Source organism: Nocardiopsis sp. NPDC007018 (assembly GCF_040635075.1).
In the GTDB taxonomy this organism is placed as follows: Bacteria; Actinomycetota; Actinomycetes; order Streptosporangiales; family Streptosporangiaceae; genus Nocardiopsis.
On record NZ_JBEYHA010000018.1, the window covers coordinates 1 to 23,455 of the forward strand.

Consider the following 23,455-nt stretch of genomic DNA (forward strand, 5'->3'; position numbering starts at 1 on the left):
GACCGCCGTGGTCTGGCACAACGACCGCACCGGCCAGCCGGTCCTACGCTCATTGACCGCTTACGATCACTGACCCCTTGGAATCACTCATCTAGGGCGCGTGCCCGGGCCGAGCGCGCGCGAGGGGGGCCGACCCGTCCGTGTCTCCCACGCTACCCACGGGCGGGCGCGGCACCAAGGGACCGGCCCGCTGCGGCCCCGCCCCGGCGGGCGCGGCGTGGAGCGCGCGGTGGCGCGCCCGGCCCCGGCGCGCGGCCGCTCCCTCAGGCCCGGACGCGGGCCACCAGCGACTCCAGCCACTCCAGGTCCACCCCGACCAGGCTGTCGCGGAAGACCACGCCCTCGCGGGGCTCGATCTCCACGTGGTTGGGCACGGCGACCGTGACGCACCCGGCGTCGGCGGCCGAGGCCACTCCAACCGCCGAGTCCTCCACGGCCACGCAGCGCCCCGGGTCCACGCCCAGGCGACTCGCGGCCTTCAGGTACGGGTCGGGGTGGGGCTTGTTGGCGTCCACCTCGTCCCCGGCGACCGAGTCCACGAATCGCTCCAGACCGATGCCGCGGATGGCGGTCTCCACCAGGGAGCGTTCGGTGGAGGTGACCAGCACCGCCGGGACCCCTGCCTCGGCCAGCATCGTCACGAGCTCCTTGGCGCCTGGCCGTAGATCGGCGCCGCGCTCCAACTTGGCGTGGAAGCGCTCGTAGAGCGTGTCGGCCACCTGGCGCGGGGTGAGGTGAACGGCGCCGGTCCGCTCGATGATGTAGCGGCCCACCGGTTCGGCGGCGTTGCCCACGTTGGCCTCGTGGTCGGCCTCGGTCCACTCACCGCCCAGTTCGGCGACGAGTTCGGCCTCGGCCTCCCCCCACAGGTGCTCGCTCTCGATGAGGGTGCCGTCCATGTCCAGCAGCACCGCCTGGAGTCGGCGCTCCACCGCCACGGCGGACTCGGTCAGTTCGGTACTCACAGTGCTCAATTCGCTCATCTCGACTCGTGGCGCGGTGGCCGGTGGTGCCGACCCCCGGCGCGGGCCCCGCCGGTGTCCCGACGGGGCCCGCGTCCTGGCAGGTCAGACGTTGAAGTATGTCGCCTCCGGGTGATGGATGACGATCGCGTCGGTGGCCTGTTCGGGAACAAGCTGGAACTCCTCGGACAACGACACCCCCACCCGCTCGGGTTCCAGCAGCCGCATGATCTTGGCGCGGTCCTCCAGGTCCGGGCAGGCCCCGTACCCGAGTGAGAACCGGGCGCCCCGGTACCCGAGCTTGAAGAACGCGTCCAGCTCGGCGGGGTCCTCCCCCGCGAAGCCGAGCTCCGCGCGCACCCGGGTGTGCCAGTACTCGGCCAGGGCCTCGGTGAGCTGCACCGACAGGCCGTGCAGCTCCAGGTAGTCGCGGTAGGCGTTCTTCTCGAACAGGGCGGCGGTGGCCCGGCTGATCGCCGCGCCCACCGTCACCACCTGGAAGGTGACCACGTCCAGGTCCCCCGACTCCTTGGGACGGAAGAAGTCCGACAGGCACAGGTGGCGGTCGCGGCGCTGGCGCGGGAACGTGAAGCGGGTGCGCTCGGTCGTCCCGTCCTCGTCGAGCACGACCAGGTCGTCGCCCTCGCTGTAACAGGGGTAGTGGCCGTGCACCACGGCGGCCTCGAGCAGGCCCTCGGTCTGGATGCGGTCCAGCCACATCCGCATGCGCGGGCGGCCCTCGGTCTCCACCAGCTCCTCGTAGGAGGGCCCCTCACCGCCGCGCGAGGCCTTCAGCCCCCACTGCCCCATGAACGTCGCGCGCTCGTCGAGGAAGGCCGCGTAGTCCGCCAGCGGGATGCCCTTGCTGATGCGGTCGCCCCAGAAGGGCGGTACGGGCACCCGGTTGGTGGTGGAGACGTCGCTGCGGGCGGGCATCTCCTCCGGCTCGGTGACCTTCAGCGTGGCGCCGCGCCGTACCCGGCGCTGACGCAGTTCGGGGAGCTTGGCCCCCTCCTCACCGCGCTTGACCGCCATGAAGGTGTCCATCAGCCGCAGGCCCTCGAAGGCGTCCTTGGCGTAGCGCACCTCGCCGCCGAACATCTCGGCCAGGTCCTGTTCCACGTAGGAACGGGTGAGCGCGGCACCGCCCAGGAGCACCGGGAAGCGCTCGGAGAGCCCCCGGGAGTTCATCTCCTGCAGGTTCTCCTTCATGATCACCGTGGACTTGACGAGGAGGCCGGACATGCCGATCACGTCGGCCTTCCTCTCCTCGGCCGCCTCCAGGATCGCCGAGACCGGCTGCTTGATGCCGAGGTTGACCACCTCGTAGCCGTTGTTGGAGAGGATGATGTCCACGAGGTTCTTACCGATGTCGTGGACGTCGCCCTTGACGGTGGCGAGCACGATGCGGCCCTTGCCGTCGTCGTCGCTCTTCTCCATGTGCGGTTCGAGGTAGGCGACCGCGTTCTTCATGACCTCGGCGGACTTGAGGACGAAGGGCAGCTGCATCTGCCCGGAACCGAACAGCTCGCCGACGGTCTTCATGCCCTTGAGCAGGGTGTCGTTGACGATGGCCAGGGCGGGCCGTTCGGCCAGCGCCTCGTCGAGGTCGGCCTCGATACCGGCGAGTTCACCGTCGATGATCCGCCGTTCCAGGCGCTCCCACAGCGGCAGGGCGGCCAGTTCCTCCGCGCGCGAGGCCTTCATGGCCTTGGCGTCGACGCCCTGGAACATGTCGATGAACTCCGACAGCGGGTCGTAGTCGCCCTCGCGGCGGTCGTACACCAGGTCGAGCGCCACCCTGCGCTGGTCCTCGGGGATCTGGTTGATCGGCACGATCTTGGAGGCGTGCACGATGGCCGAGTCCAGGCCGGCCCGCACGGCCTCGTGCAGGAACACCGAGTTGAGCACGATGCGGGCGGCCGGGTTGACGCCGAAGGACAGGTTGGACAGCCCCAGCGTGGTCTGCACGTCGGGGTAGCGGTTCTTGAGTTCGCGGATGGCGTCGAGGGTCTCGATGCCGTCGCGACGCGTCTCCTCCTGCCCGGTGGTGATGGGGAAGGTGAGACAGTCGATGACGATGTCGCTGGTGCGCAGCCCCCAGTCCCCGGTGATCTCGTCGATCAGGCGGCTGGCCACCCGCACCTTCCACTCGGCGGTCCGGGCCTGGCCCTCCTCGTCGATGCACAGGCCGACCACGGCGGCTCCGTGCTCCTGGACCAGCCCCATGATGCGGGTGAACCGGGAGTCGGGGCCGTCGCCGTCCTCGTAGTTGACCGAGTTGACCACCGCGCGGCCGCCCAGGACCTCCAGCCCCGCCTCCAGGACGGCGGGCTCCGTGGAGTCGAGCATGAGGGGCAGGGTGGAGGCGGTGGCCAGCCGGGAGGCCAGGGCGTGCATGTCCCTGACGCCGTCGCGGCCCACGTAGTCGATGTTGAGGTCGAGTACGTGGGCGCCGTCGCGGATCTGGTCACGGGCGATCTCGACGCAGGCGTCCCAGTCCTCGGCCAGCATGGCCTCGCGGAACTTCTTGGAGCCGTTGGCGTTGGTGCGCTCGCCGACCGCGAGGTAACTGGAGTCCTGACGGAAGGGGACGCTCTGGTACAGGGAGGACGCGGCGGCCTCGACCAGCGGTTTGCGGTTCCTCAGCCCGCGGCCCTGGACCCGCTCGGCGACCTGGCGCAGGTGTTCGGGGGTGGTGCCGCAGCAGCCCCCCACCAGGTTCAGTCCGAACTCGGAGGTGAAGGCGTCGTGGGCGTCGGTCAGCTCCTCGGGGGAGAGGTTGTAGACGGCGCCGTGGGGGCCCAGTTCGGGCAGGCCCGCGTTGGGCATGCAGGAGATGGGGATGGGCGAGTGGTGCGACAGGTAGCGCAGGTGCTCGCTCATCTCGGCGGGGCCGGTGGAGCAGTTGAGGCCGATCACGTCGATGCCCAGCGGGGCCAGCGAGGTCAGGGCCGCGCCGATCTCCGAACCCATCAGCATGGTGCCGTTGGTCTCGATGCTCACCTGGGCGATGACGGGCACGTCCCGGCCCAGGGCCGCGCGGGCGCGCTTGGCGCCGACCACGGCGGCCTTGACCTGGAGCAGGTCCTGGCAGGTCTCGATCAGGATGGCGTCCGAGCCGCCGTCGATCAGGCCGCGCGCGGACTGCTCGTAGTAGTCGCGCAGGAACGTGTAGGGCGCGTGCCCCAGGGTCGGCAGGCGGGTGCCGGGCCCGACCGACCCGAGGACGTAGCGGGGCTGGTCGGGCGTGCTGTAGGCGTCGGCCGCCTCGCGGGCGATACGCGCACCGGCCTCGGCGATCTCGTAGGTGCGGTCCTCGATGCCGTATTCGTAGAGGCCTCCGTAGTTGGCGGAGAACGTGTTGGTCTCCACACAGTCGGAGCCCACCTCGAAGAAGGCGGCGTGGGTGTCCCGGACGATGTCGGGCCGGGTCAGGTTGAGGATGTCGTTGAGGCCCTCGTGGCCCTCGAACTGGTCGAGGTCGAGATCGTGCGCCTGCAACATGGTGCCCATCGCCCCGTCCGCGACGACTACTCGCTGGGACAGTGCTTCACGGAATGTCCGTCGATCTCTCATGTTCAGCAACTCTAGTCTCGGGGCGCGGCGGGGCCCAGCTCGGTCCCGGTGACACTGGGCACGGAGACGTGTGGCGCTGGGGCGACCCGCGGGCGCGGGCAGGAGCGGGGTCGGCGTTTCCGGGGACGGCGGTGTCCTTGGTCAGTCGCTGGTCGCGAGGCTACCCCATCGGCGTTTCGCCACGTGAGACAGGCGTCCCACTGTGGTGGACGGGGCGGGAGTCGGCGGTCCCGCGTCAACGGTTTCCCGCCCGCCGTGCCACCCCGTAGGGTGGTGTGCGTCCGCGTCCAGGAAGGGGCCGTCCATGATCCAGCTCGACCGCGAGCTCGTCGAGCCGGTGATGGTGGCGGCGTTCGAGGGGTGGAACGACGCGGGTGAGGCCGCGAGCCTCGCGGTGGCGCACCTGAACGAACAGTGGGACTCCACCGAACTGTGCGCGCTGGCACCGGACGACTACTACGACTTCCAGGTCACCCGGCCCAGGATGACGGTGACCGAGGGCCGACTGACCGAGATGGAGTGGCCCACCACCCGTGTCCGGGTGGTCCGCCCCCCGGGCTCGCGCCGCGACGTCGTCCTGGTCAGCGGCCCCGAGCCCAACATGCGCTGGCGCTCCTTCACGGCCGACCTGCTCGCCGTGGCGCGTGAGCTGGGTGTCAGGCGCGCCGTGATCCTGGGTTCGCTGCTGGCCGACGCCCCGCACACCAGGCCGATCCCGGTGACCGGGATGAGCTCCCCACCGGAGCTCGGGACCCGGCACGGGTTGGAGTTGGCCAACTACTCGGGGCCGACCGGGATCGTGGGGGCGGTGCACGAGGCGTTCAGCTCCGTGGGTGTGGAGACGGTGTCGCTCTGGGCGGCCATCCCGCACTACGTGGCGCAGCCGCCCTGCCCGAAGGCCGCCCTGGCCCTGCTCGGCTGGGTCCAGGACTTCGCGGAGACCGAGGTGCCGCTGGGAGCGCTGCCGGAGGAGTCGGTGTCCTGGGAGGCGGGTGTCAACGACCTCACCTCCGAGGACGAGGACATCGCCGCCTACGTGCGCGGGCTGGAGGAGGCCAAGGACACCGTGGAGCTTCCCGAGGCCACCGGTGACGCCATCGCCCAGGAGTTCGAGCGCTACCTGCGCCGCCGCGACGACGGGTGAAGTGACCCGGTCCGGTCCCGATGTTCCGGTTTTCCGTTACCTCGCCTTTAGGCCGATGTGGCTACGTTGCGATGGATGGCTCGCGGATCGGGGTGACACAGGGCCGGGGTCCGGGGCGCGCGGTACGGGGGTACGCGTGCTCCGGGGCCGGGTGGGGCCGCCGTCCTCCGATGCCTGGGACAAGTGCCCGTCCCGACCGCGCGGGACGGGATCTGGGGCTGCTTGTGAGGATCGCCTTCGTCATCGCCAACGGCTATGCCATGGGGGGCACGGTACGGACGGTGCACAACCTGGCGCGGGGCCTGTCGGAACGCCACGAGGTGGAGATCGTGAGCCTGGTGCGCAAGAGGCGCCAGCCGTTCTTCGTCCCCGCCGACAACGTGCGCCTGGTACCGCTGAGCGACGACACCGACGAATCGCGGGTCAGAGTCCCGAGAAAGCGGGTCATGGACCACTGGCACCGACGGGCGCGGCTGATCGTGCCCGAGGCCGAGCGGCGCCGCAACAAGAACTTCACCCCGGAGGCCGTCACCGGGTTGCGCGAGTACCTGCGCACCACCCGCGCCGACGTGGTGATCGGGACGCGCCCCGGGATCAACCTGCTCCTGGCCGCGTGGGCGCCGCGACGCGTACTGACCATCGGTCAGGAACACCTCAACCTGGACGAGCACAAGCCGGAGGTGCGCGCGGCCATCACGCGCGCGTACCCGAAACTGGGCGGTCTGGGCGTGCTCACTGAAACCGACCGGATCGCCTACGAGGGCCTTCTCGGCTCCCCCGAGGGGTGGCTGACGGCGCTGCCCAACGCGCTGGAGCCGGGCGAGCCTGCCCGGTCCACGCTGGACGAACCGGTGATCGCCGCCGCCGGGCGCTTCTCCCCGGTCAAGCAGTATCCGATGCTCGTGGAGGCGTTCTCGCACGTGGTGGCGGAGCACCCGGAATGGCGGCTGCACATCCACGGCGGCGGCGACCGGGACGAGGAGCTGCGTGCGACCGTGCGGCGCCTGGGCCTGGAGGACCACGTGGGCCTCATGGGCCGGACCACCGACATGCTCGGGGAGCTCTCCAAGGCCTCGTTGCTGGCGGTGAGTTCACGGGTGGAGGGATTCGGGATGACCATCATCGAGGCCTTCTCGGTGGGGGTCCCCGTGGTGAGCTTCGACTGCCCGCACGGCCCCAGGGAGATCATCGACCACGGCCGCAACGGGCTCCTGGTACCACCGCAGGACGTCGGGGCCCTGGGCGCCGCGCTCAACCGCCTGGTGGCGGACCGGGAGGAGCGCCACCGCATGGGCGCCGGGGCGCTGGACTCGGCCTCCGGCTACCGTCTGGAGGACGTCACCGCGCGGTGGGAGGGGTTCCTGGCGCGGCGTCAGGCCGAACGCCGCCGCGGGCCGCTGGCCGCGCTCCTTGGCTGAGCGCCCCGCGTGACGGGCCCGCGCGTGACCCAGGAGGGGCACGCGCGGGCGGGTGTCACAGGCGCAGGCGGCGCCACTCCCCCGTGGCCACGACGGCCGCCCAGGCTCCGGCGACGCGGGCGAGCCCACGACGGACCTCGTCGACGACGGCCGGGGCGAGCGGGGACTCGGCCTGCTCGGCCGGTTCGAGTCGCACGGTGACGCGCAGGCCGTCCAGGACCTTCTGGGCACGGGCCAGGGTCTCGGGGTCGGGGTCGGTGCCGCGGTCGAGCAGCGCGCGGATTCCGTCGCGCAGGGTGATGGCCTCGTCGAGGTCGGCCAGGGTGATGGGGATGGCGCCCTCGGTGACGAGTCGGTGCTCCCGCAGGAACCGGGCCAGGTCGGCTCGGTCGGTGAGGCGGCCGCCGGTCGAGACGAAGTCGGCGATGAGCTCCGCGGCGGCGCTGGGCCGGGTGGGGGTACTGGTCGTGGTCGTGGTCATGGGCGCCATCCCATCACGGGGCGCCCTCGGGTGGTGGCGATTCGGGGAGGTCGTGGCCACAGGTGGTCACCACGAAACCCAGCAAACCGGACATTGCTCGACAAGCGCACCATGGGTCACTTCGTGGCCAGTGACCGCAGCTCCTCGCGCTCCTGCGGCAGCCCCAGACTCGACAGGACGAAGGAGAGGTTGGCCACGCGCGAACCCCACAGCCGGTCGCCGTCGACGACCGCGCTCAGGTAGGCGCGCTGGACCTCGGTGGGGGCCACCACCCGGGGCGCGGGCCGCCCCGGCACCACTCCCAGGGCCAGGCCGAGGAGCCCGCGCAGATCCGCCTCCGCGGTGAACGGGCTGGCGGTCGCGGCGAGCGCTCGGAAGACGGGCAGGAGGTCGGCGGCGTCCCCGGGCTGGGAGCGCTCCACCAACGCGGCGACCAGCGAGAAGCGGACGTGACCGGGAAAGAAGCCCGGACGGTCCCGGAACCAGGCGTCGGCGGCGCAGGGGTCGGCCAGGGCGTCCCGCAGCGCGCCCGTGGCGACGGGGTCGCCCGCCAGGTCCCCCGAGAGCGCGGCGCAGGCGCGGATGGCCGGGTCGGGGTGGGAGAGGAACTCCGAGGTGTCACCACCGCCCTCCACCAGGGCCAGGACGATCGCGGCTCCCTCGTCCCGGTTCTCGGCGAGGTCGGCGGCTCCAGAGAGGTCCACCTCCGGTTCCCCGCCCAGGCGGCACAGTGCCCCGCTGGCCGCCACCGCGTGCTGGCGCACCCGCCCATCCGGGTGCGTGAGCAGCGGCCGGACGGCCTCCAGCAGAGCGGGCGCGGCCAGGTGCAGGTCGTACAGGGCCCGGCGGAAGACGGTGTCCAGGAGCGGGTCCTCCCAGATGTCCTCGGCCCCCTCGGCGTCGCTGTCGGCCATCCGGGACAGGAGCGCGTCGACCCCGTCGCGACGGTCCCCCGGGTCGGCCAGCAGCTCCAACCGTGTCATCGAACGGTCGGCCGTGAGTTCGGCGGCCGCACGGGCCACGTCGGCCAGGAAGTCGAGCAGGCGGAGGCGCAGCGGTGCGGCCGGCAGGTCCGGGGCCCCACCGAACGGGTCGCACACCGGGGCCTGGGCCCGGGGGTCCGTCAGCAGGCCCGCGACGAACAGCGCGACCGGCGGGGTGGCCGGGTAGATCGTGCCCTGGTGCAGGATCGCGCTGTTCAGGTAGCCCAGGGCCCGCTCCCGCTCCTCCTCCCGCTCGGACAGCAGCCCGGCGAGGAACTCCGGCGCCTCGGAGGCCGGGCCGTAGGCGTGGAAGGTCCGCGACCAGTCGGTCGAGTGGAGGATGTCAGCTCTGGTGTCCATGGCGGCATGATGGCAGCGGGCACCGACCGTTGGCGCGGTGTCGGGCGTGGCGTCCCCCGCACGGGCCCGGGTGCCTCACTACACTCGGGCGCTGGAACCCAGGTCAGGAGGCCCTCATGACGTTCGCCCAACCCCCGCGCGACCCGCTCGGGCGCGCTCTGTACCGCGCCCCGATCTGGATCTACCGGCTGGGGTTGGGTGCGCTGCTGGGCGGGCGCTTCGTCCTGCTCACCCACCGTGGCCGCACCACCGGAGAGGCACGGCAGGCGGTGCTGGAGGTGGTGGGCCGCAACCACGCCACCGGGGCGGTGCTCGTCGCCTCGGGGTACGGGGACCGGTCCCAGTGGTTCCGCAACATCCGCGCGGAGCCCCGAGTCCTGTTCCAGGAGGGCGGGGTGCGACGGCGGGCCGTGGCCGAACCACTGCCGCCCGGGGAGTCGGGGCGGGCGCTGGCCCACTACGCGCGACGGCACCCGGTGGCGGCGGCCGAGCTGATGCGGGGGCTGGGCCACGACGTGGAGGAGGGCCCCCGGGCCTACGAGCGGATCGGGGCCGATCCCGCCAACGGCGTCCCCGTCGTACGGCTCCTTCCGGACTCCGGGGCCACGACGTTTCCCGACTTCACTGCCCCGACCGGCCCCGGGGTGCCGCGCCCCCGGGGCTGAACCCCGGCGCCCGCGACCCGGGCGCGGCGACGCTCCGGGGGGTCCGGCATCGCCCCGGGGCGTCGTGGTGTCCGGACGCGGCGGACTAGGTGTACTGGCCTGAGAGGTCAGTACACCTAGAGCCTGACCCCGAGGAGGGTGTCCACGGTGGTGCGCACCAGGCCGGGGGCCGAGGTGTCGGACCCTCCGCTCCCGGTGAGGGCCGCGGTCGCCCAGGCGTCCACCGCGGCGAGCGCGGACGGGGAGTCCAGGTCCTCGGCGAGCGCGGCGCGCACGGCGGCCAGGACCGGGGCGGCGTCCGGTCCGGCGCCCAGTGCGGTCGCCGCGCGCCAGCGCTCGGCGCGCTCGGTCGCGGCGGGCAGTTCGGAGTCGGTCCACTCCCACGGGGTGCGGTAGTGGTGGGTGAGCATGGCCAGGCGGATGACGGCCGGGTCCACCCCCTGTTGGCGCAGCTTGGACACGAAGACCAGGTTGCCCAGCGACTTCGACATCTTCTCGCCGTTCAGACCGACCATGCCCACGTGCAGGTGCTGGTGGGCATTGGGGCGGCCGGTGGCGCAGCGGGTCTCGGCCGCGCCCATCTCGTGGTGCGGGAAGATGAGGTCGCTGCCGCCGCCGTTGATGTCGAACGAGGGACCGAGCCGGTCCAAGGCGATGGCGCTGCACTCGATGTGCCAGCCGGGGCGCCCCCGACCCAGGGGGCTGTCCCAGGCGGGTTCGCCGGGGCGCTCGGCGCGCCACAGCAACCAGTCGAGGGGGTCCTTCTTGCCCGCGCGCGAGGGGTCCCCGCCCCGCTGGCCGAAGAGCTCCAGCATCTGCGCACGGCCGAGGTTGCTGATCTCGCCGAACTCCGGGGCGGACGCGACGGAGAAGTAGAGGTCGCCGTCGACCTCGTAGGCGGCACCGGTCTCGCGGATGCGCACGGCGAGTTCGCTGATGAGGTCGACGGACTCCACGACGCCCACGTACGAGGCGGGCGGGATGATCGCCAGGGCGGCCATGTCGTCGCGGAAGACGTCGATCTCCCGGTGGGCGAGGTCGCGCCAGTCGACGCCCGTGGCCTCGGCCCGCTCCAGCAGGGGGTCGTCGATGTCGGTGGTGTTCTGGACGTAGTCGACGTCGTGCCCGGCGTCCCGCCACACCCGGTTGACCAGGTCGAAGGTCAGGTAGGTGAAGGCGTGCCCCAGATGGGCGGCGTCGTAGGGGGTGATGCCGCAGGCGTACATGCCCGCGGTCGAGCCCGGCGTGGTCGTCCCTATCCGGCCGGTGGCGGTGTCGTGGATACGGAGAGGGCCGCCGGTACCCGGCAGGGGGACGATGTCAGGCGCAGACCATGAACGCATACCGGGAAGCCTATCCGCACGTGCACGCGACAAACGCACAGATAGCGGGCGGGGCGTGAGGTGATGATTTCCCCAGGGTGGGGCGGGAATACCGGTCAGCGTTCCTGGGGAGCGGCGAAGATCCCGACGCGGCCGATGAGCAGGACGCTGAACACCGCGGCGCCCCCACACAGGGCCGCGAACAGGGCGTTGCCCAGCCGCCAGTGCAGGAGGGCTCCGCTGAGGGAGACGACGTAGAGCAGCCAGTACGCTCCGGTTTCGAGGTGGTAGCCGCTTCGGCCCATGGTGGTGCCCCCTGCTGTGTACGCGTACGCTCCACGCGCCTTCGACGACGAATGCGCCGTCTCCCAGAGAGACGCCGCGGTCACGCAGGGGGTTTACGCGGTCCGGGGGTGACAGCGGACGCGCCGCCGTGTGCCCTCCGCCTCGCCCCTCCCACCCTAGGCGGGAGGGGCGGGACCGGGGGCGCGCGACGCACCCGTGTTCACGGGTGGGCGGTCAACTGCAGGTCGAGCAGGTCCAGGTCGGCGGCGCCGGGGAAGGCCGGGTCGTCCATGACCGCTCGCAGTCGGCGGCGGACCGGGCGGGCCTCGGTGCGGCGGGTGACCGGCTCGGCGACCAGGCGTCCCCGCTGCGAGACGACACCGGTCGGGGTGCGCAGCGACCAGCCCGTGCGGTCGGCGCGGAGCAGCAGCCCGACGGTGCCGTCCTCCCTCACCCGGACCCACTGCCCCACCAGGTCGGCGGGGTCGGACGGGGGCGCGGGGACGGCGTGGGCGCTCAGCATGTGGATTCCTCGGTGGATCGTCGAACTACTTTCCCTGAGGAAACGTTCCACCACCGCTCCTATGACGCGCTTTCGGAAAACTTCCGAGAAAACCCGGGGCACCCGGCCTTGTGCGCCTGACTTACTGAACGTACAGTAACTGATCAACACCACAGGTCACCAAGCGACCACCCCGGGTCGCGGCGTACGCGTCCGGACCCGCACTCCACCGCCCCTGTGGGGGCTTCCCCCCGGAGCAGCCCATGCACCGCGCCCTGTTCATGGCGGTCGTCACCGCCGCGGCCCTGATCTCCCCCGTCACCGCCTCCGCGTCCACCACCGAGACCGACACGCGCGCCGCCACCCTCGTGTGGTCGGACGAGTTCGACGGCCCCGCGGGGAGCGCTCCCAACCCCGCCCACTGGAACCACGAGACCGGCGACCACGGCTGGGGCAACAACGAGCTCCAGAACTACACCGACAGCCGGGCCAACTCCGCCCTGGACGGCAACGGCCACCTCGTCATCACCGCCCGCCAGGAGGCGCACGGCGGCTACACCTCCGCGCGCATCACCACCCAGAACAAGGTCCACCCCCAGTACGGGAGGGTCGAGGCACGCATCCAGATCCCCCGGGGCCAGGGCATCTGGCCCGCCTTCTGGATGCTGGGCGCCGACTTCCCGAACACGCCGTGGCCGCACTCGGGCGAGATCGACGTCATGGAGAACATCGGACGCGAACCCCACCTGGTCCACGGGAGCCTCCACGGCCCCGGATACTCCGGAGGCAGCCCGCTCACGGGCTCCTACATGCACCCGCAGGGGTGGTCGTTCGCCGACACCTTCCACACGTTCGCGGTGGACTGGAGACCGGGCTCGGTCACCTGGTCGGTGAACGGCGTCGCCTACCAGACGTACACGGCGGCGGACACCCGGGGGAACCCGTGGGTGTTCGACCAGCCGTTCTTCATGATCCTCAACGTGGCCGTGGGCGGGGACTGGCCCGGGTACCCCGACGGCACGACCCAGCTCCCCCAGGAGATGCGCGTGGACTACGTCCGCGTGTACTCGCTCGACTAGGCGCGGTCGCCGACCGCGCCGGGACACGGCATGATGGAGGCCATGGACGAGAACGAGACCGACCTGGGCCCCTTCGCTCCCGGCGACGCGGAACGCTTCCGCCTCAACTCCCTCATCGCCCTGAGCGCCTTCGTCTCGGTGACGCTCCTGGCGTTCCTGACCTTCCTCCTCATGTCCTGACCGGACGACGACAAGGGGCCCGCCGACGACCCCAATCGGGGACGCGCCGCCCCGCCCGATCTTCCGGGGATCGCGGACCGGCCGTGCGGCGGTCCGGCTCAGTCCGGGAGGTCGACCATCGTCCACGACTCCGGGACGGCGGGGGTGTCGGTGAAGGCGTACCGCACCGTCTCCCGGTCCAGGGCCACCAACGTGACCGAACCCGTGGCCCACACCTGGCCGTCGCCCAGGTCCGCGTGGGCGATCAGCCCCGTGGGGTCCCCGCCCGGGGTGGTGCCCGCGGACCGGGGCTGGTCGTGGGCGGCCCGGGTGATGAGGGCGATCCACTCCCCCCAGATCTCCCCCGGGGTGCGCGCCTGGGCGAGGACGGGGTCGGGGCGGGTCCGCGCGAACTCCGGGGTGTGGCGGGCCGCGCGGGGGTCGGCCGGGTCGAGGCCCGTGTTGACCAGCGTGGTCACTCCCCGGGGCAGGGCCCGCGTGTCCAGGCAGCGCCCGTCCCAGCTGTGCAGGGTCGCCACGTGGGGGTCGGCGTCGAGCAGGTGGAAGGGGGCGTACCGGGTGGGGTCCTCCCCCGAGAGCGGGTCGCGGTTCTGGGAGAGCGCCCTGAGCGGGAGGTCGCCGCGGCTGGCGGGGTAGGTGCCCTCCCACGGCATCGTGCCGTCCCACGGCCAGCCGTTGAGCAGTGCCGCCATCCGCCTCTTGTGGGCGTCCACGGCCAGCCAGGTGCCGCCGGCGAGCTGGTCGCGTCCGCCGACCAGGTGGGGGCGGTCGGCCCAGTGCGGAGCCGGCCAGGCCCAGGGACGTGAACGCATCTCGTCCCTGAGCGCGGCGACGACCAGCGGAGTCCTGGCCTCCGGGTCGAAGCCGACGATCACCGTGCACATCTTGGTTCTCTCCCCTGTTCGGGTCCCTTCCCAGGACTCTACGTCGGAAGGGCTCCGCGTGCCCGCCCCCGGGAGCGGCCCGGGGGTGGGGCTGGCCCCCGGGCGAGGAGTCGTCCCCGCCCCACGGCGCGGACCGGGCGTGCTCCTCTACTCTGGGGGCTCCCTAGTCTTGTGTGCGTTGACGCCGGGGCCCGGTTGAGCGTGGGTTTCACCGCTCCGGTCCCCTTCGCCCTCCTTTTCCCTACTGGAGTCCTCCCGTGCCCGACGAAGCCGACCGGCCACCGCCCCCGAACCAGGCCGCCCCGGCCCGGACCGCCCTTGCGGGGCCGCCGCCGGAACGGGGGCTGTCGCGGGACGAGGTCGCCGAACGCGTCGCCGCGGGCCGCACCAACGACGTCCCCGTCCGGGCGAGCCGGAGCGTCGGCCAGGTCATCCGGGGCAACGTCTTCACCCGCATCAACGCGATGATCGCGGTGCTGTTCGCGATCATCGCGGTCATCGGGCCCGTACAGGACGGCCTGTTCGCCCTGGTCATCGTGATCAACACGCTGATCGGCATCGTGCAGGAGCTGCGGGCCAAACGCACCTTGGACCAGCTGGCGATCGTCAACGCCGCGCGCCCCCGAGTGGTGCGCGAGGGCGAGACGGTACGGGTGGCCACCCAGGAGATCGTCCTCGACGAGGTGCTGGAGGTGGGGGCCGGCGACCAGGTGGTGGTGGACGGCGTCGTGACCTGGGCTGGAGGACTGGAGGTCGACGAGTCCCTCCTGACCGGCGAAGCCGACCCCGTGGTCAAACGGACCGGTGACGCGGTGATGTCGGGCAGCTTCGTGGTGGCCGGGACCGGGCGCTTCCGTGCGACGAAGGTGGGGCGGCACGCGTACGCCGCGCGGCTGGCGGAGGAGGCCAGCCGCTTCTCGCTGGTGCGTTCGGAGCTGCGCTCGGGCATCAACACGATCCTCACCTGGATCACCTACGCCCTGTTTCCCATCGGTGCCCTGCTCGTGTACAGCCAGCTGTTCCTGAACGGGCACGTCGCGTTGGAACACCCGGTCTCCGCCGGTATCTCGGGACCGCTGGCCGACGCCCTCAGGGGCATGGTGGCGGCACTGGTGTCGATGATCCCCGAGGGGTTGATCCTGCTGACGAGCATCGCGTTCGCGGTGGGGGTGATCCGGCTGGGCCGCCACCGGTGCCTGGTCCAGGAGCTGCCCGCGATCGAGGGCCTGGCCCGCGTGGACGTGGTGTGCACGGACAAGACCGGCACGTTGACCGAGGTCGGGATGCGGCTGGCGGAGATCCGTGACCTGGGCGGCTCCGACTCGGAGTCCCCCACCCTGGTGCTGGCCGCCCTCGCGGCGAGCGACCCCGATCCGAACCCGAGCATGGCGGCGATCGCCGAGGGCTGCGCGGCCAGCGGTCAGGCGGCCCCGGACTGGACCGTGACCGCGCTGGCCCCGTTCTCCTCCGCCCGCAAGTGGAGCGGCGCGAGCCTGGTCTCCCCCGTGGGTGAACGGCACTGGGTGCTGGGCGCGGCCGACGTCCTGGCCGACCCCGGGTCGCCGGCCGCGGCCGAGGCGGCCCGGCTGGGCGCCCAGGGCCTGCGGGTGCTGCTGCTGGCGCGCGCGTCGGCGCGGGTGGACGACGAGTCGGCTCCGGGAACCGTGGAGCCGGTGTCGCTGGTCGTGCTCGACCAGCGGGTGCGCGAGGACGCCGCGCCGACCCTGGACTACTTCTCCGCACAGGGCGTGGACGTCAAGATCGTCTCCGGCGACCACGCGGCCTCGGTGGGCGCGGTCGGCCGCGTGGTGGGGCTGCGCGGGGCCGACCGCCCGGTGGACGCCCGGGAACTGCCCGAGGAGTTCGGGGAGATGGCGCGGGAGGTGGAGGGCCACTCGGCGTTCGGGCGGGTCACCCCCGAACGCAAACGCGACATGGTGCGCGGCCTGCGGGAACGCGGACACACGGTGGCGATGACCGGTGACGGCGTGAACGACGTGCTCGCGCTCAAGGAGGCCGACATCGGCGTGGCGATGGGTTCGGGCAGCCCGGCGTCGCGTTCGGTGGCCCAGCTGGTCCTGCTGGACAACCGCTTCGCGGTGCTGCCCCGGGTGGTGGCGGAGGGCCGCCGGGTGATCGGCAACATCGAACGGGTGGCCAGCCTCTTCCTCACGAAGACCGTGTACACGATGACGCTGGCGATCATCGTGGGGCTGCTGGCGGTGGCCTATCCGTTCTTCCCCCGGCACGCGACCCTGATCAACGCGGTGACCTTCGGCATCCCGTCGTTCTTCCTGGCCCTGGCGCCCAACACCGACATCGCCCGGCCGGGGTTCGTCCTGCGCACGCTGCGGTTGGCCGTCCCCTCGGGCCTGGTGGCCGGGCTGGCGGCGGTGACCACCTACCTGCTGGTCTTGGGCGGGCGCACGGTCCCCGATCCGGCGGACCGCACGGCGGTGGTCATCACGCTGTGCGCCACCACGCTGTGGGTGCTGTTGCTGGTGGCCAAGCCGTACGTGTGGTGGAAGGTCGTGCTGGTGGGTTCCATGGTGGGGCTCCTGACGCTGGCGATGGTGACGCCGTGGGGGCGCTGGTTCTTCGACCTCGACGTGAGCGATCCGGCCAAGGTGGTGACCGGGTTGGCCGTCGCGGGGGTGGCGATCGCGGTGATCACGGTGATCCGCGTGGTGGACGACCGGATGACGGCCAGAGCCGGGGCGTAGGCGGGGTCCGGGGGCCGTGGACGCGGTTCGGGGTACCACCTGGCGCCCGGTCAGCGTGGGAACTGTTCAGCCGCGGTGCCGAGCCGAGATCCTGGGAGCGCCACGTGTCCGGATCGACAGGAGCCACATTGAGCATCCCGAACACGCACATCCGCGCCGTGCTGGACGGCTATCTCGAGCGCTTCCCCAAGGAGGCGGAGGCGGCCGGCCCCCTGGTGCGGGCCCTGGACGGCGGACACGAGCTGTCCTCGCCCAAGGAGTTCCGGGTGGGGCACGCCACCGCCGGAGCCGTGGTGCTCGACCCCTGTTGGCGGGTGCTGATGGTGCGCGGGGGAGACCGGGGCGCCTGGCTGCTGCCGGGCGGGCACCTGTCCGGAGGTGACGGCGCTCTGGACGAGGCCGCCCTGGCGCGTCTGACGGAGGCGACGGGCCTCGCACCGGAGCGGGTGGAGGCGGGGGCTCCGGGTGGGTCCGGGCGCCCGCTCCCGTTGGACCTGGACGTCCACGGTGTCCCGGAGGACCCGGACCGGGGTGAGCCCGAGCACACGCACTTCGCCTTCCTGTACCTGTACCGGGCGACGGCGGCGACGGTTCCCGCGCGGGGAGGCGACTCCGGCGCGCTGGCGTGGCGCCCCCACACGGACGTGCCCTCGGCGCGGTTGGCGGCCAAGATCTCCCAGACGCTGGCGGCCTCCAGAGCGGGCTCCACCACCCGGGGCTGAACGGGCACCCCGCCACGATAAGATCGCCACAACTGAATATGATCGTCTTATGACGATGAATAATGACGTGGAGGGGGCCCGCCCCGACTCCGGGCTGGACGCGGCCGAGGCCCTCTTCCACAGTCTCTCCGACGGAACACGGCTGGCGATCGTGCGGCGCCTGGCCCGGGGCGAGGCCCGCGTGACCGACCTGGTGGAGCAGCTGGGCCTGGCCCAGTCCACCGTCTCCAAGCACGTGTCGTGCCTGCGCGAGTGCGGTCTGGTCGACGGCCGCCCCCAAGGCCGCCAGGTCTTCTACTCGCTCGCTCGCCCCGAGCTGATGGAACTCCTCGCGGCGGCAGAGACGCTCCTGGCCGCGACCGGGAACGCCGTCGCGCTGTGCCCCGCCTACGGAACCGACGCGCGCGGCGGTGACCGGTGAGCGACTCCTGCTGCGGCGGCGCGCCCACCGCGATCGCGCCCGACGTACCCGAGGAGCCCGCGCGGCTCCGGCGGATCGCCGAGCTGCGTTTCGCCGCCGTCGCCGCCCCCCTGCTGCTCGCCGGGTACGCGGCCGGCTGGGCCGGTGCTCCGGAACCGGTGGTACTGCTCTCGCAGGCGGCGGCCCTGGCGGTCGCGGGCTGGACGTTCGTCCCCGCCACCCTGCGCCGCCTGTACGGCCCGGGCCCGTTCCGCGACCGGCTCGGCGTGGGCACCCTGATGACGCTCGCGGCGGTCGGGGCGGTCGCCCTCGGCCAGGTCGGCGAGGCCGCGATGCTGGCCGTGCTCTTCACCGTCGCCGAGGGCCTGGAGGGGTACGCGGTCGCCCGCACCCGGCACGGACTGCGCGCCCTGCTGGACCTGGTGCCCACACGGGCCACCGTGCTACGCGACGGGGTCGAGCACACCGTCGCCCCCGCCGAACTCCGTCCCGGGCAGACCCTCGTGCTGCGTCCGGGGGAACGCCTGGCCACCGACGGTGTGGTCGCCTCCGGGTGGACCAGCCTGGACACCTCGGCCGTGACCGGGGAGTCGGTCCCGGTCGAGGCGGGCCCGGGGAGCGCCGTGTACGCGGGATCGGTCAACGGCACCGGTCCCCTGGAGGTCACGGTCACCGCCGGTGCCGAGGACAACTCCCTGGCGCGCGTGGTGCGGATCGTGGAGACCGAGCAGGCCCGCAGGGGGCGGGGCCAGCGGTTGGCCGACCGGGTCGCCCGCCCCCTGGTTCCCGGGGTGTTGCTCGCGGCCGCGCTGGTGGCGGTGGTCGGCTCGCTCCTGGGCGACCCGTTGACCTGGATCGAACGCGCCCTGGTCGTCATGGTCGCGGCCTCCCCCTGCGCGCTGGCGATCTCCGTTCCGGTGACGGTGGTCGCCGCGGTGGGAGCCGCCACCCGCCAGGGCGCCCTGGTCAAGGGAGGCGCCGCACTGGAGGCGATGGGCGGAGTGGGGGTGGTCGCCCTCGACAAGACCGGAACCCTCACCCGCAACTCCCCGGCCGTGGTGGCGGTCTCCCCCGCTCCGGGCCACTCCAGGGAAGAGGTCCTGACACTGGCGTCGGCGCTGGAGGCGCGCAGCGAGCACCCGCTGGCCCGGGCCGTGCTGGCCGCACGGCCCGCACCGCCGCGGGCCGTCGGCGTTCGCACGGTGCCCGGTCACGGGCTCACCGGCCGGGTGGAGGGTGGGCGCGTCCGCCTGGGTCGCCCGGGGTGGATCGACCCGGGCCCCCTCACCGATGAGGTCGAACGGCTGCTGGGACGGGGCGCCACCGTGGTCCTGCTGGAGGTCGACGGTGCGCCGGCCGGGGCGCTCGCGGTGCGCGACGAGCCGCGTCCGGAGGCAGCGGAGGTGGTCGCCGGGCTGCGCCGGTCCGGGTTCCGGGTGGCGATGCTCTCCGGGGACCACCCGGCCACGGCCCGGGCCGGGGCCGCCGAGGTGGGGATCGACCCGAAGCTGGTGTTCGCGGGGCTGCTGCCCGAGGACAAGGCGCGGATGGTCGGCGAACTGCGCTCCGGCGGCCCCGTGGCGATGGTCGGGGACGGTGTGAACGACGCCCCGGCCCTGGCCGCCGCCGACCTGGGTGTGGCCATGGGCGCGATGGGCACCGACGTGGCCGTGGAGACCGCCGACGTCGCGCTGATGGGCGCGGACCTGCGCCGTCTTCCGGAGGTGCTGGCCCACGCCCGTCGCGCCAGGACGATCATGTGGCAGAGCGTGGGCCTGTCGCTGGCGATCATCGGGGCACTGATGCCGCTGGCGCTGTTCGGTGTGCTGGGCCTGGCCGCGGTGGTCCTGGTGCACGAGGTGGCGGAGGTGGTGGTCATCGCCAACGGCCTGCGCGCGGGGCGGCATCGAACGGCGGGGGGAGCCGGGGCAGGGGCTCCGCGTCCGTCAACCGCCCACGAGGTGGAGTCCCGCCACGCCGACGGCCCCGACGCCCACCCACACGGCGTAGGCGCCGCCGACCGGCAGCTCGCGCAGGGCCAGGGACAGCAACCCGAGGCTGACCAGGGCCACCGCGATTCCGAAGGCCACCCACCCGGGGTGGGGACGGGCGAGGGCCAGGGCCCAGACGACCTCGAGGAGGGCGGCCGCGAGCAGGACGGCCCTGGCCGCGCCTCGGGAATTCACGCGGTGACACCGCCGTCCACCGTGACGGACGTGCCGGTGATGTAGGCGCCCGCCGGTCCGGCGAGGTGCGCGATCGTGGCGGCGATGTCCTCGGGGGTGGCGTAGCGGCCGAGCGCGGTCAGGGCGCGTTCGGTGTCGGCCCCGGGGCCGTCGGCGGCGTTCATCTCGGTGTCGGTCGAGCCCGGGTGGACGAGGGCCGCGGTGATACCCCGAGGGCCGAGGTCCCGGGCGATCCCCTTGGTGAACCCCACCAGGGCGGACTTGCTCATCGAGTACAGGCTGGTTCCGGGTCGGGCACGCGTTCGGCGAGGCTGCTGCCGACGCTGATGATCCGCCCGCCGGGCCCCATGTGGCGCAGGGCCGCCCGGACGGCGACGAACACCGCCCTGACGTGGACCGCCATGCTGGTCTCGTACTGCTCCAGGGTGAGTTCGTCGATCTCGCCGAAGACGAACATCCCGGCGTTGTTGACCAGGACGTCCAGACCGCCGAGCTCACCCGCGAAGCGATCGAGGCGATGCTGCGTCGGAACGCGGACGCCTACGCCGACACCGGGACCCCGCTCGGGTGCATGATCGTGCTGGCAGCGACCAATCTGGGCCGGGGACACGAGCACGTCGGGCACCTCCTCGCCGACCTGCGCGCCCAGGACCTCGCGAAGGTCACCGAACGGATCGAACGGGGGCTCGCCGAGGGCGACGTCCCCGAGGGCGTCGACGCACCCGCACTGGCCTCCTACCTCGTCACGGTGTCGCAGGGGATGGCCCTACGGGCGCGGGACGGGTGCACCGCGCGGGAGGCGCACACCGTGGTCGACGCCGCCATGACCGCCTACGACGCGATCACGGCGGGGGCCGGGCCCGCGATCTGAGACCGGGCCGTCAGCCGGGCCGGACGCCGCGCACGGCGTCCACGGGTCCCGGGCGCGCCCCGCGATACGGTGGCGCCGAACCCGAGACGAAGGAGCCCGTCATGGTGAACGACGCCGACCTGCGCCACCTGCGGCGCGCGGTGGACCTGGCCGCCGAGGCGCTGGAGAAGGGTGACGAGCCCTTCGGATCGGTGCTGGTGGGGGCCGACGGCACGGTGCTGTTCGAGGACCACAACCACGTCGCCGGGGGCGACTCCACCCGGCACCCGGAGTTCGCGATCGCCCGCTGGGCCGCCGAGCACCTGCCCGCCTCCGAGCGCGCCACGGCGACCGTCTACACCTCCGGCGAGCACTGCCCGATGTGCTCGGCCGCCCACGCCTGGGTCGGCCTGGGGCGGATCGTGTACGCGAGTTCGTCCGAACAGCTGGGCTCCTGGGTGGCGGAGTGGGGCCTACCGGCCGGTCCGGTGCGCGCGCTGTCGGTGAACGAGGTGGCTCCCGGGATCGCGACGGCGGGACCCGTGGGGATGTTCACCGAGGAGATCCGGGCCCTGCACGCCCGCCTGCACGGCCGTGGCACCGGCGACTGAACCGGAACCGATCACGTGGCGGGCCGGGGCGCGCGTCACGGTTTTGATCGAAGATGATCGAAGCGATCAGAACCGGCGGGACGCGCCGCCGGGTCGTCCGATACCCGCACCGTGCGACCCGGGCCGACCTCGGTCCCCCACCCCCGCGCCCCGTGCTCAGCCCTCCCGGATCGTCATCCGGGCGATCCGGTCGCCCACGACGGTGAAGGCGAAGGAGCTGAGCCCGTTGGCGTGCTGGGATCGCCAGTCCCCGACCACGGTGACCCCGTCCTCGGTCGGTTCGGACGAGCGCACGTCCAGCACGCCCCTGGCACCGATGAACTCCACGTCGCTCCACGCCCGGATCGCCGCACGTCCCCGGAACTCGCGCCCCCAGTCGTCCACGACCCCGTCGGGGGTGAAGGCGTCCAGGAAGGCCTGTTCGTCGTGCGCGTTGACCGCGTCCACGAACGACGCGACGGGCTCGGGAACGTTCGCGCTCATGGCGCTCCTCCGTGCTCGGGGACCCCGGTGGTCCACTCCCTTCCGGATGTTCCCAGCACCGGGGTCTCCCGGAAGCCGACGGCGCCCCAAGGTCGGGCAAACCCTTCCCGTGCCTCACCCAGCGCCGCACACCGCCGCGTTAACCTCCCCGCGACCGGTGGCGTCGTCCGGGGCGCGGCCGGTGACGGACGGCGGAGGGCTCCCATGCATGGTCGACCGGGGCGGTCACGCCCCCTGGTGGCGTTCCTGGCGGCCTCGGCGCTACTGCACTTCGCCTATCCGCTAACGCTGCTCGGGCCACTGTGGGAGATGCTGTACGTCCTGCTGTACCCGGCCGTGGTCGTCCTCGGCGTGCGCGTGGTCCGCCCCGGGGGTCGTCGCCTGCTTCCCTCGGTCGTGCTCTCGGTGGTGTTCCTGGCCGCCGGGTTCTGGGCCGCGCTGCACCCGGAGGTCCCCGCCGCCCGGCTGGGGCTCTTCTGCGCGGTGGTCCTGTTCCAGGGCTACCTGATCTACCGGCTGCTGGAGTTCGTGTTCACGTACCGGCAGCGGCACCGGGCCTGGGGCGGGCCCGAGCTCATCATGGCGGCGATCAGTGCCTACCTGCTGGCGGGCGGGGTGTTCGCGGCGCTGTTCGGCATCGTGGAGGCGCTGTGGCCGGGTGGCTTCGTGGACTCCCTGCACCCGAACGCGCCGGTGGACTGGCAGGACCTCACCTACCTGAGCTTCGTCACCCTGGTGACGCTCGGGTACGGGGACCTGGTTCCGGTGGCCCCGTGGGCGCGGTCGCTGGCCACCGCCGAGGCGGTGGCGGGAACCCTCTTCCTGACCACGGTGATCGCCCGCATCGTGGGCGCCTACGTGTCCGCGGCCCCATCCGGCGGCCCCGCCCCGGACCCGGGTGCGGACCCCCCGCCCGGGCGCCCCTGACGGCGACGGGGGCCGTCTCGGCGGCCGTCTCAGGACCGGTCGTCGTCCTCGGGCTCGAAGTGGCCCTGGATCACGCGGCCGCGGTTGGCCGCGGGACGTTCGGTGGAGTCCCCGCTGTCGGCGGCTCCGGGGCGGGGGTCGAACGGGTTGCGGGGCGTGCCGGGACCGCCCGGGCCACCAGGCCCGAAGGGCGCCTGGTTCGGGATGGTGGCGCCGCGGGCGGCGAACTCCTCGTTGACGCGCTCCTGCATCTTCCTCATCCGGCGCGCCGCCCAGCCTGCGAACACCCACCGCAGGGCGGGCCGGGTGACCGGGGTGGCCAGCAGCAGTCCGACGGCGGCGGTGAGGAAGCCCGGGATGACCAGCAGGATGCCGCCCGCCATGAGCATCAGCGGGTCGAGCAGGCCCTTGCGGGGCTGTTCGCCGGTGCGCATGGCCTCGTCGGCCTCCTGGACGACCTCGCGGAAGGCCCGGCCGGTGTGCCGCAGCACGGCGAAGCCCAGGACCGTCAGCGAGACCAGGGCGGCCAGTGTCCACGGCACACCGATCTGCCCGCCGACCCAGATCATCAGGCCGACCTCAAGGAAGGGCAGGGCCATCAGGGCCAGCACGATCAGCAACGGCATCGTGAATCATCCTCAGTGTCGTGGGACCGGGATCGTCCCCCTCTTGCTGGAGAACGCGCCCC

General features: G+C 72.7%; 24 protein-coding genes and 1 pseudogene. 12 read left to right on the forward strand and 13 right to left on the reverse strand.

Annotated elements, in window-relative coordinates:
- Positions 1-263: 263 nt before the first annotated feature.
- Together ABZ635_RS12445 and metH are read right to left on the reverse strand one after the other, a co-directional pair.
- Entirely contained in the window at positions 264-983 is a 720-nt protein-coding gene (locus ABZ635_RS12445; protein WP_357763170.1) for an HAD family phosphatase, read from the reverse strand.
- 84 nt (positions 984-1,067) lie between these two features.
- Complete coding sequence (gene metH / locus ABZ635_RS12450; RefSeq protein ID WP_357763172.1) at positions 1,068-4,541, reverse strand: methionine synthase; 3,474 nt, start codon at positions 4,539-4,541, stop codon at positions 1,068-1,070.
- A 304-nt stretch (positions 4,542-4,845) separates the two neighbouring features.
- Here metH and ABZ635_RS12455 point away from each other — a divergent pair, with 304 nt between their 5' ends.
- Both ABZ635_RS12455 and ABZ635_RS12460 read left to right on the forward strand, forming a co-directional pair.
- Complete coding sequence (locus ABZ635_RS12455) at positions 4,846-5,685, forward strand: PAC2 family protein (protein WP_357763175.1); 840 nt, start codon at positions 4,846-4,848, stop codon at positions 5,683-5,685.
- Positions 5,686-5,909: 224 nt separating this feature from the next.
- Positions 5,910-7,103, forward strand: coding sequence for a glycosyltransferase family 4 protein (locus ABZ635_RS12460; RefSeq protein WP_357763178.1), 1,194 nt, complete (start codon positions 5,910-5,912; stop codon positions 7,101-7,103).
- Positions 7,104-7,158: 55 nt separating this feature from the next.
- Here the strand turns inward: ABZ635_RS12460 and ABZ635_RS12465 are convergent, their stop codons facing one another.
- Both ABZ635_RS12465 and ABZ635_RS12470 read right to left on the reverse strand, forming a co-directional pair.
- A complete protein-coding gene (locus ABZ635_RS12465) occupies positions 7,159-7,584 on the reverse strand; it encodes an ABATE domain-containing protein (RefSeq protein WP_357763181.1) in 426 nt (141 codons plus the stop codon).
- Between the two features lie 116 nt (positions 7,585-7,700).
- Positions 7,701-8,927, reverse strand: coding sequence for a hypothetical protein (locus ABZ635_RS12470; protein ID WP_357763184.1), 1,227 nt, complete (start codon positions 8,925-8,927; stop codon positions 7,701-7,703).
- 116 nt (positions 8,928-9,043) lie between these two features.
- Between ABZ635_RS12470 and ABZ635_RS12475 the strand changes: the two genes are divergently transcribed.
- Positions 9,044-9,592: a nitroreductase family deazaflavin-dependent oxidoreductase gene (locus ABZ635_RS12475; RefSeq protein WP_357763187.1), complete on the forward strand. Its 549-nt coding sequence runs from the start codon at positions 9,044-9,046 to the stop codon at positions 9,590-9,592.
- A 116-nt stretch (positions 9,593-9,708) separates the two neighbouring features.
- On the opposite strand, the gene mshC is transcribed toward ABZ635_RS12475, so the two are convergent.
- The 3 genes from mshC to ABZ635_RS12490 form a co-directional block, all read right to left on the reverse strand.
- On the reverse strand, positions 9,709-10,935 hold the full coding sequence (gene mshC, locus ABZ635_RS12480; RefSeq protein WP_357763190.1) for a cysteine--1-D-myo-inosityl 2-amino-2-deoxy-alpha-D-glucopyranoside ligase: 1,227 nt from the start codon (positions 10,933-10,935) through the stop codon (positions 9,709-9,711).
- Positions 10,936-11,030: 95 nt separating this feature from the next.
- A complete protein-coding gene (locus ABZ635_RS12485; protein ID WP_357763193.1) occupies positions 11,031-11,219 on the reverse strand; it encodes a hypothetical protein in 189 nt (62 codons plus the stop codon).
- A gap of 200 nt (positions 11,220-11,419) precedes the next feature.
- Positions 11,420-11,722 (reverse strand): hypothetical protein, encoded by a 303-nt coding sequence (locus tag ABZ635_RS12490; RefSeq protein ID WP_357763196.1) that lies wholly within the window; start codon positions 11,720-11,722, stop codon positions 11,420-11,422.
- Positions 11,723-11,964: 242 nt separating this feature from the next.
- Here ABZ635_RS12490 and ABZ635_RS12495 point away from each other — a divergent pair, with 242 nt between their 5' ends.
- Entirely contained in the window at positions 11,965-12,780 is an 816-nt protein-coding gene (locus ABZ635_RS12495) for a glycoside hydrolase family 16 protein (RefSeq protein ID WP_357763199.1), read from the forward strand.
- A 42-nt stretch (positions 12,781-12,822) separates the two neighbouring features.
- The gene (locus ABZ635_RS12500; RefSeq protein ID WP_357763202.1) at positions 12,823-12,960 is read left to right on the forward strand and encodes a hypothetical protein; all 138 of its coding nucleotides are present in this window, start codon (positions 12,823-12,825) and stop codon (positions 12,958-12,960) included.
- A 98-nt stretch (positions 12,961-13,058) separates the two neighbouring features.
- Here the strand turns inward: ABZ635_RS12500 and ABZ635_RS12505 are convergent, their stop codons facing one another.
- On the reverse strand, positions 13,059-13,844 hold the full coding sequence (locus tag ABZ635_RS12505) for an NRDE family protein (protein WP_357763205.1): 786 nt from the start codon (positions 13,842-13,844) through the stop codon (positions 13,059-13,061).
- Positions 13,845-14,188: 344 nt separating this feature from the next.
- On the opposite strand from ABZ635_RS12505, the gene ABZ635_RS12510 reads away from it, so the two are divergent.
- The 4 genes and pseudogenes from ABZ635_RS12510 to ABZ635_RS12525 form a co-directional block, all read left to right on the forward strand.
- Entirely contained in the window at positions 14,189-16,567 is a 2,379-nt protein-coding gene (locus ABZ635_RS12510; RefSeq protein ID WP_357763438.1) for an HAD-IC family P-type ATPase, read from the forward strand.
- Positions 16,568-16,695: 128 nt separating this feature from the next.
- The gene (locus tag ABZ635_RS12515) at positions 16,696-17,289 is read left to right on the forward strand and encodes an NUDIX domain-containing protein (RefSeq protein ID WP_357763208.1); all 594 of its coding nucleotides are present in this window, start codon (positions 16,696-16,698) and stop codon (positions 17,287-17,289) included.
- A 49-nt stretch (positions 17,290-17,338) separates the two neighbouring features.
- On the forward strand, positions 17,339-17,710 hold the full coding sequence (locus tag ABZ635_RS12520; protein ID WP_357763211.1) for a metalloregulator ArsR/SmtB family transcription factor: 372 nt from the start codon (positions 17,339-17,341) through the stop codon (positions 17,708-17,710).
- Positions 17,707-19,614 (forward strand): annotated as a pseudogene (locus ABZ635_RS12525) (cation-translocating P-type ATPase); the annotation flags it as partial. The gene ABZ635_RS12520 and the pseudogene ABZ635_RS12525, both read left to right, overlap by 4 nt.
- A 42-nt stretch (positions 19,615-19,656) precedes the next feature.
- On the opposite strand, the gene ABZ635_RS12530 reads toward ABZ635_RS12525, so the two are convergent.
- The 3 genes from ABZ635_RS12530 to ABZ635_RS12540 are packed head-to-tail and all read right to left on the reverse strand — an operon-like array spanning position 19,657 to position 20,353.
- On the reverse strand, positions 19,657-19,896 hold the full coding sequence (locus tag ABZ635_RS12530; protein WP_357763440.1) for an SMR family transporter: 240 nt from the start codon (positions 19,894-19,896) through the stop codon (positions 19,657-19,659).
- A complete protein-coding gene (locus ABZ635_RS12535) occupies positions 19,893-20,165 on the reverse strand; it encodes an SDR family oxidoreductase (RefSeq protein WP_357763213.1) in 273 nt (90 codons plus the stop codon). Before ABZ635_RS12535 ends, ABZ635_RS12530 begins: the two co-directional genes overlap by 4 nt.
- Complete coding sequence (locus tag ABZ635_RS12540; protein ID WP_357763216.1) at positions 20,162-20,353, reverse strand: hypothetical protein; 192 nt, start codon at positions 20,351-20,353, stop codon at positions 20,162-20,164. Before ABZ635_RS12540 ends, ABZ635_RS12535 begins: the two co-directional genes overlap by 4 nt.
- Positions 20,354-20,413: 60 nt before the next feature.
- On the opposite strand from ABZ635_RS12540, the gene ABZ635_RS12545 reads away from it, so the two are divergent.
- The gene (locus ABZ635_RS12545) at positions 20,414-20,767 is read left to right on the forward strand and encodes a hypothetical protein (protein ID WP_357763219.1); all 354 of its coding nucleotides are present in this window, start codon (positions 20,414-20,416) and stop codon (positions 20,765-20,767) included.
- A 101-nt stretch (positions 20,768-20,868) separates the two neighbouring features.
- Positions 20,869-21,357 (forward strand): nucleoside deaminase, encoded by a 489-nt coding sequence (locus tag ABZ635_RS12550; protein WP_357763222.1) that lies wholly within the window; start codon positions 20,869-20,871, stop codon positions 21,355-21,357.
- Positions 21,358-21,513: 156 nt separating this feature from the next.
- Here the strand turns inward: ABZ635_RS12550 and ABZ635_RS12555 are convergent, their stop codons facing one another.
- A complete protein-coding gene (locus ABZ635_RS12555) occupies positions 21,514-21,840 on the reverse strand; it encodes a nuclear transport factor 2 family protein (protein ID WP_357763225.1) in 327 nt (108 codons plus the stop codon).
- A gap of 204 nt (positions 21,841-22,044) precedes the next feature.
- On the opposite strand from ABZ635_RS12555, the gene ABZ635_RS12560 reads away from it, so the two are divergent.
- Positions 22,045-22,767: a potassium channel family protein gene (locus tag ABZ635_RS12560; RefSeq protein ID WP_357763228.1), complete on the forward strand. Its 723-nt coding sequence runs from the start codon at positions 22,045-22,047 to the stop codon at positions 22,765-22,767.
- 29 nt (positions 22,768-22,796) lie between these two features.
- Here the strand turns inward: ABZ635_RS12560 and ABZ635_RS12565 are convergent, their stop codons facing one another.
- Positions 22,797-23,393 carry an FxsA family protein gene (locus ABZ635_RS12565; RefSeq protein WP_357763231.1) on the reverse strand — a complete coding sequence of 199 codons (597 nt, stop codon included), beginning with the start codon at positions 23,391-23,393 and terminating at the stop codon, positions 22,797-22,799.
- Positions 23,394-23,455: the final 62 nt, after the last annotated feature.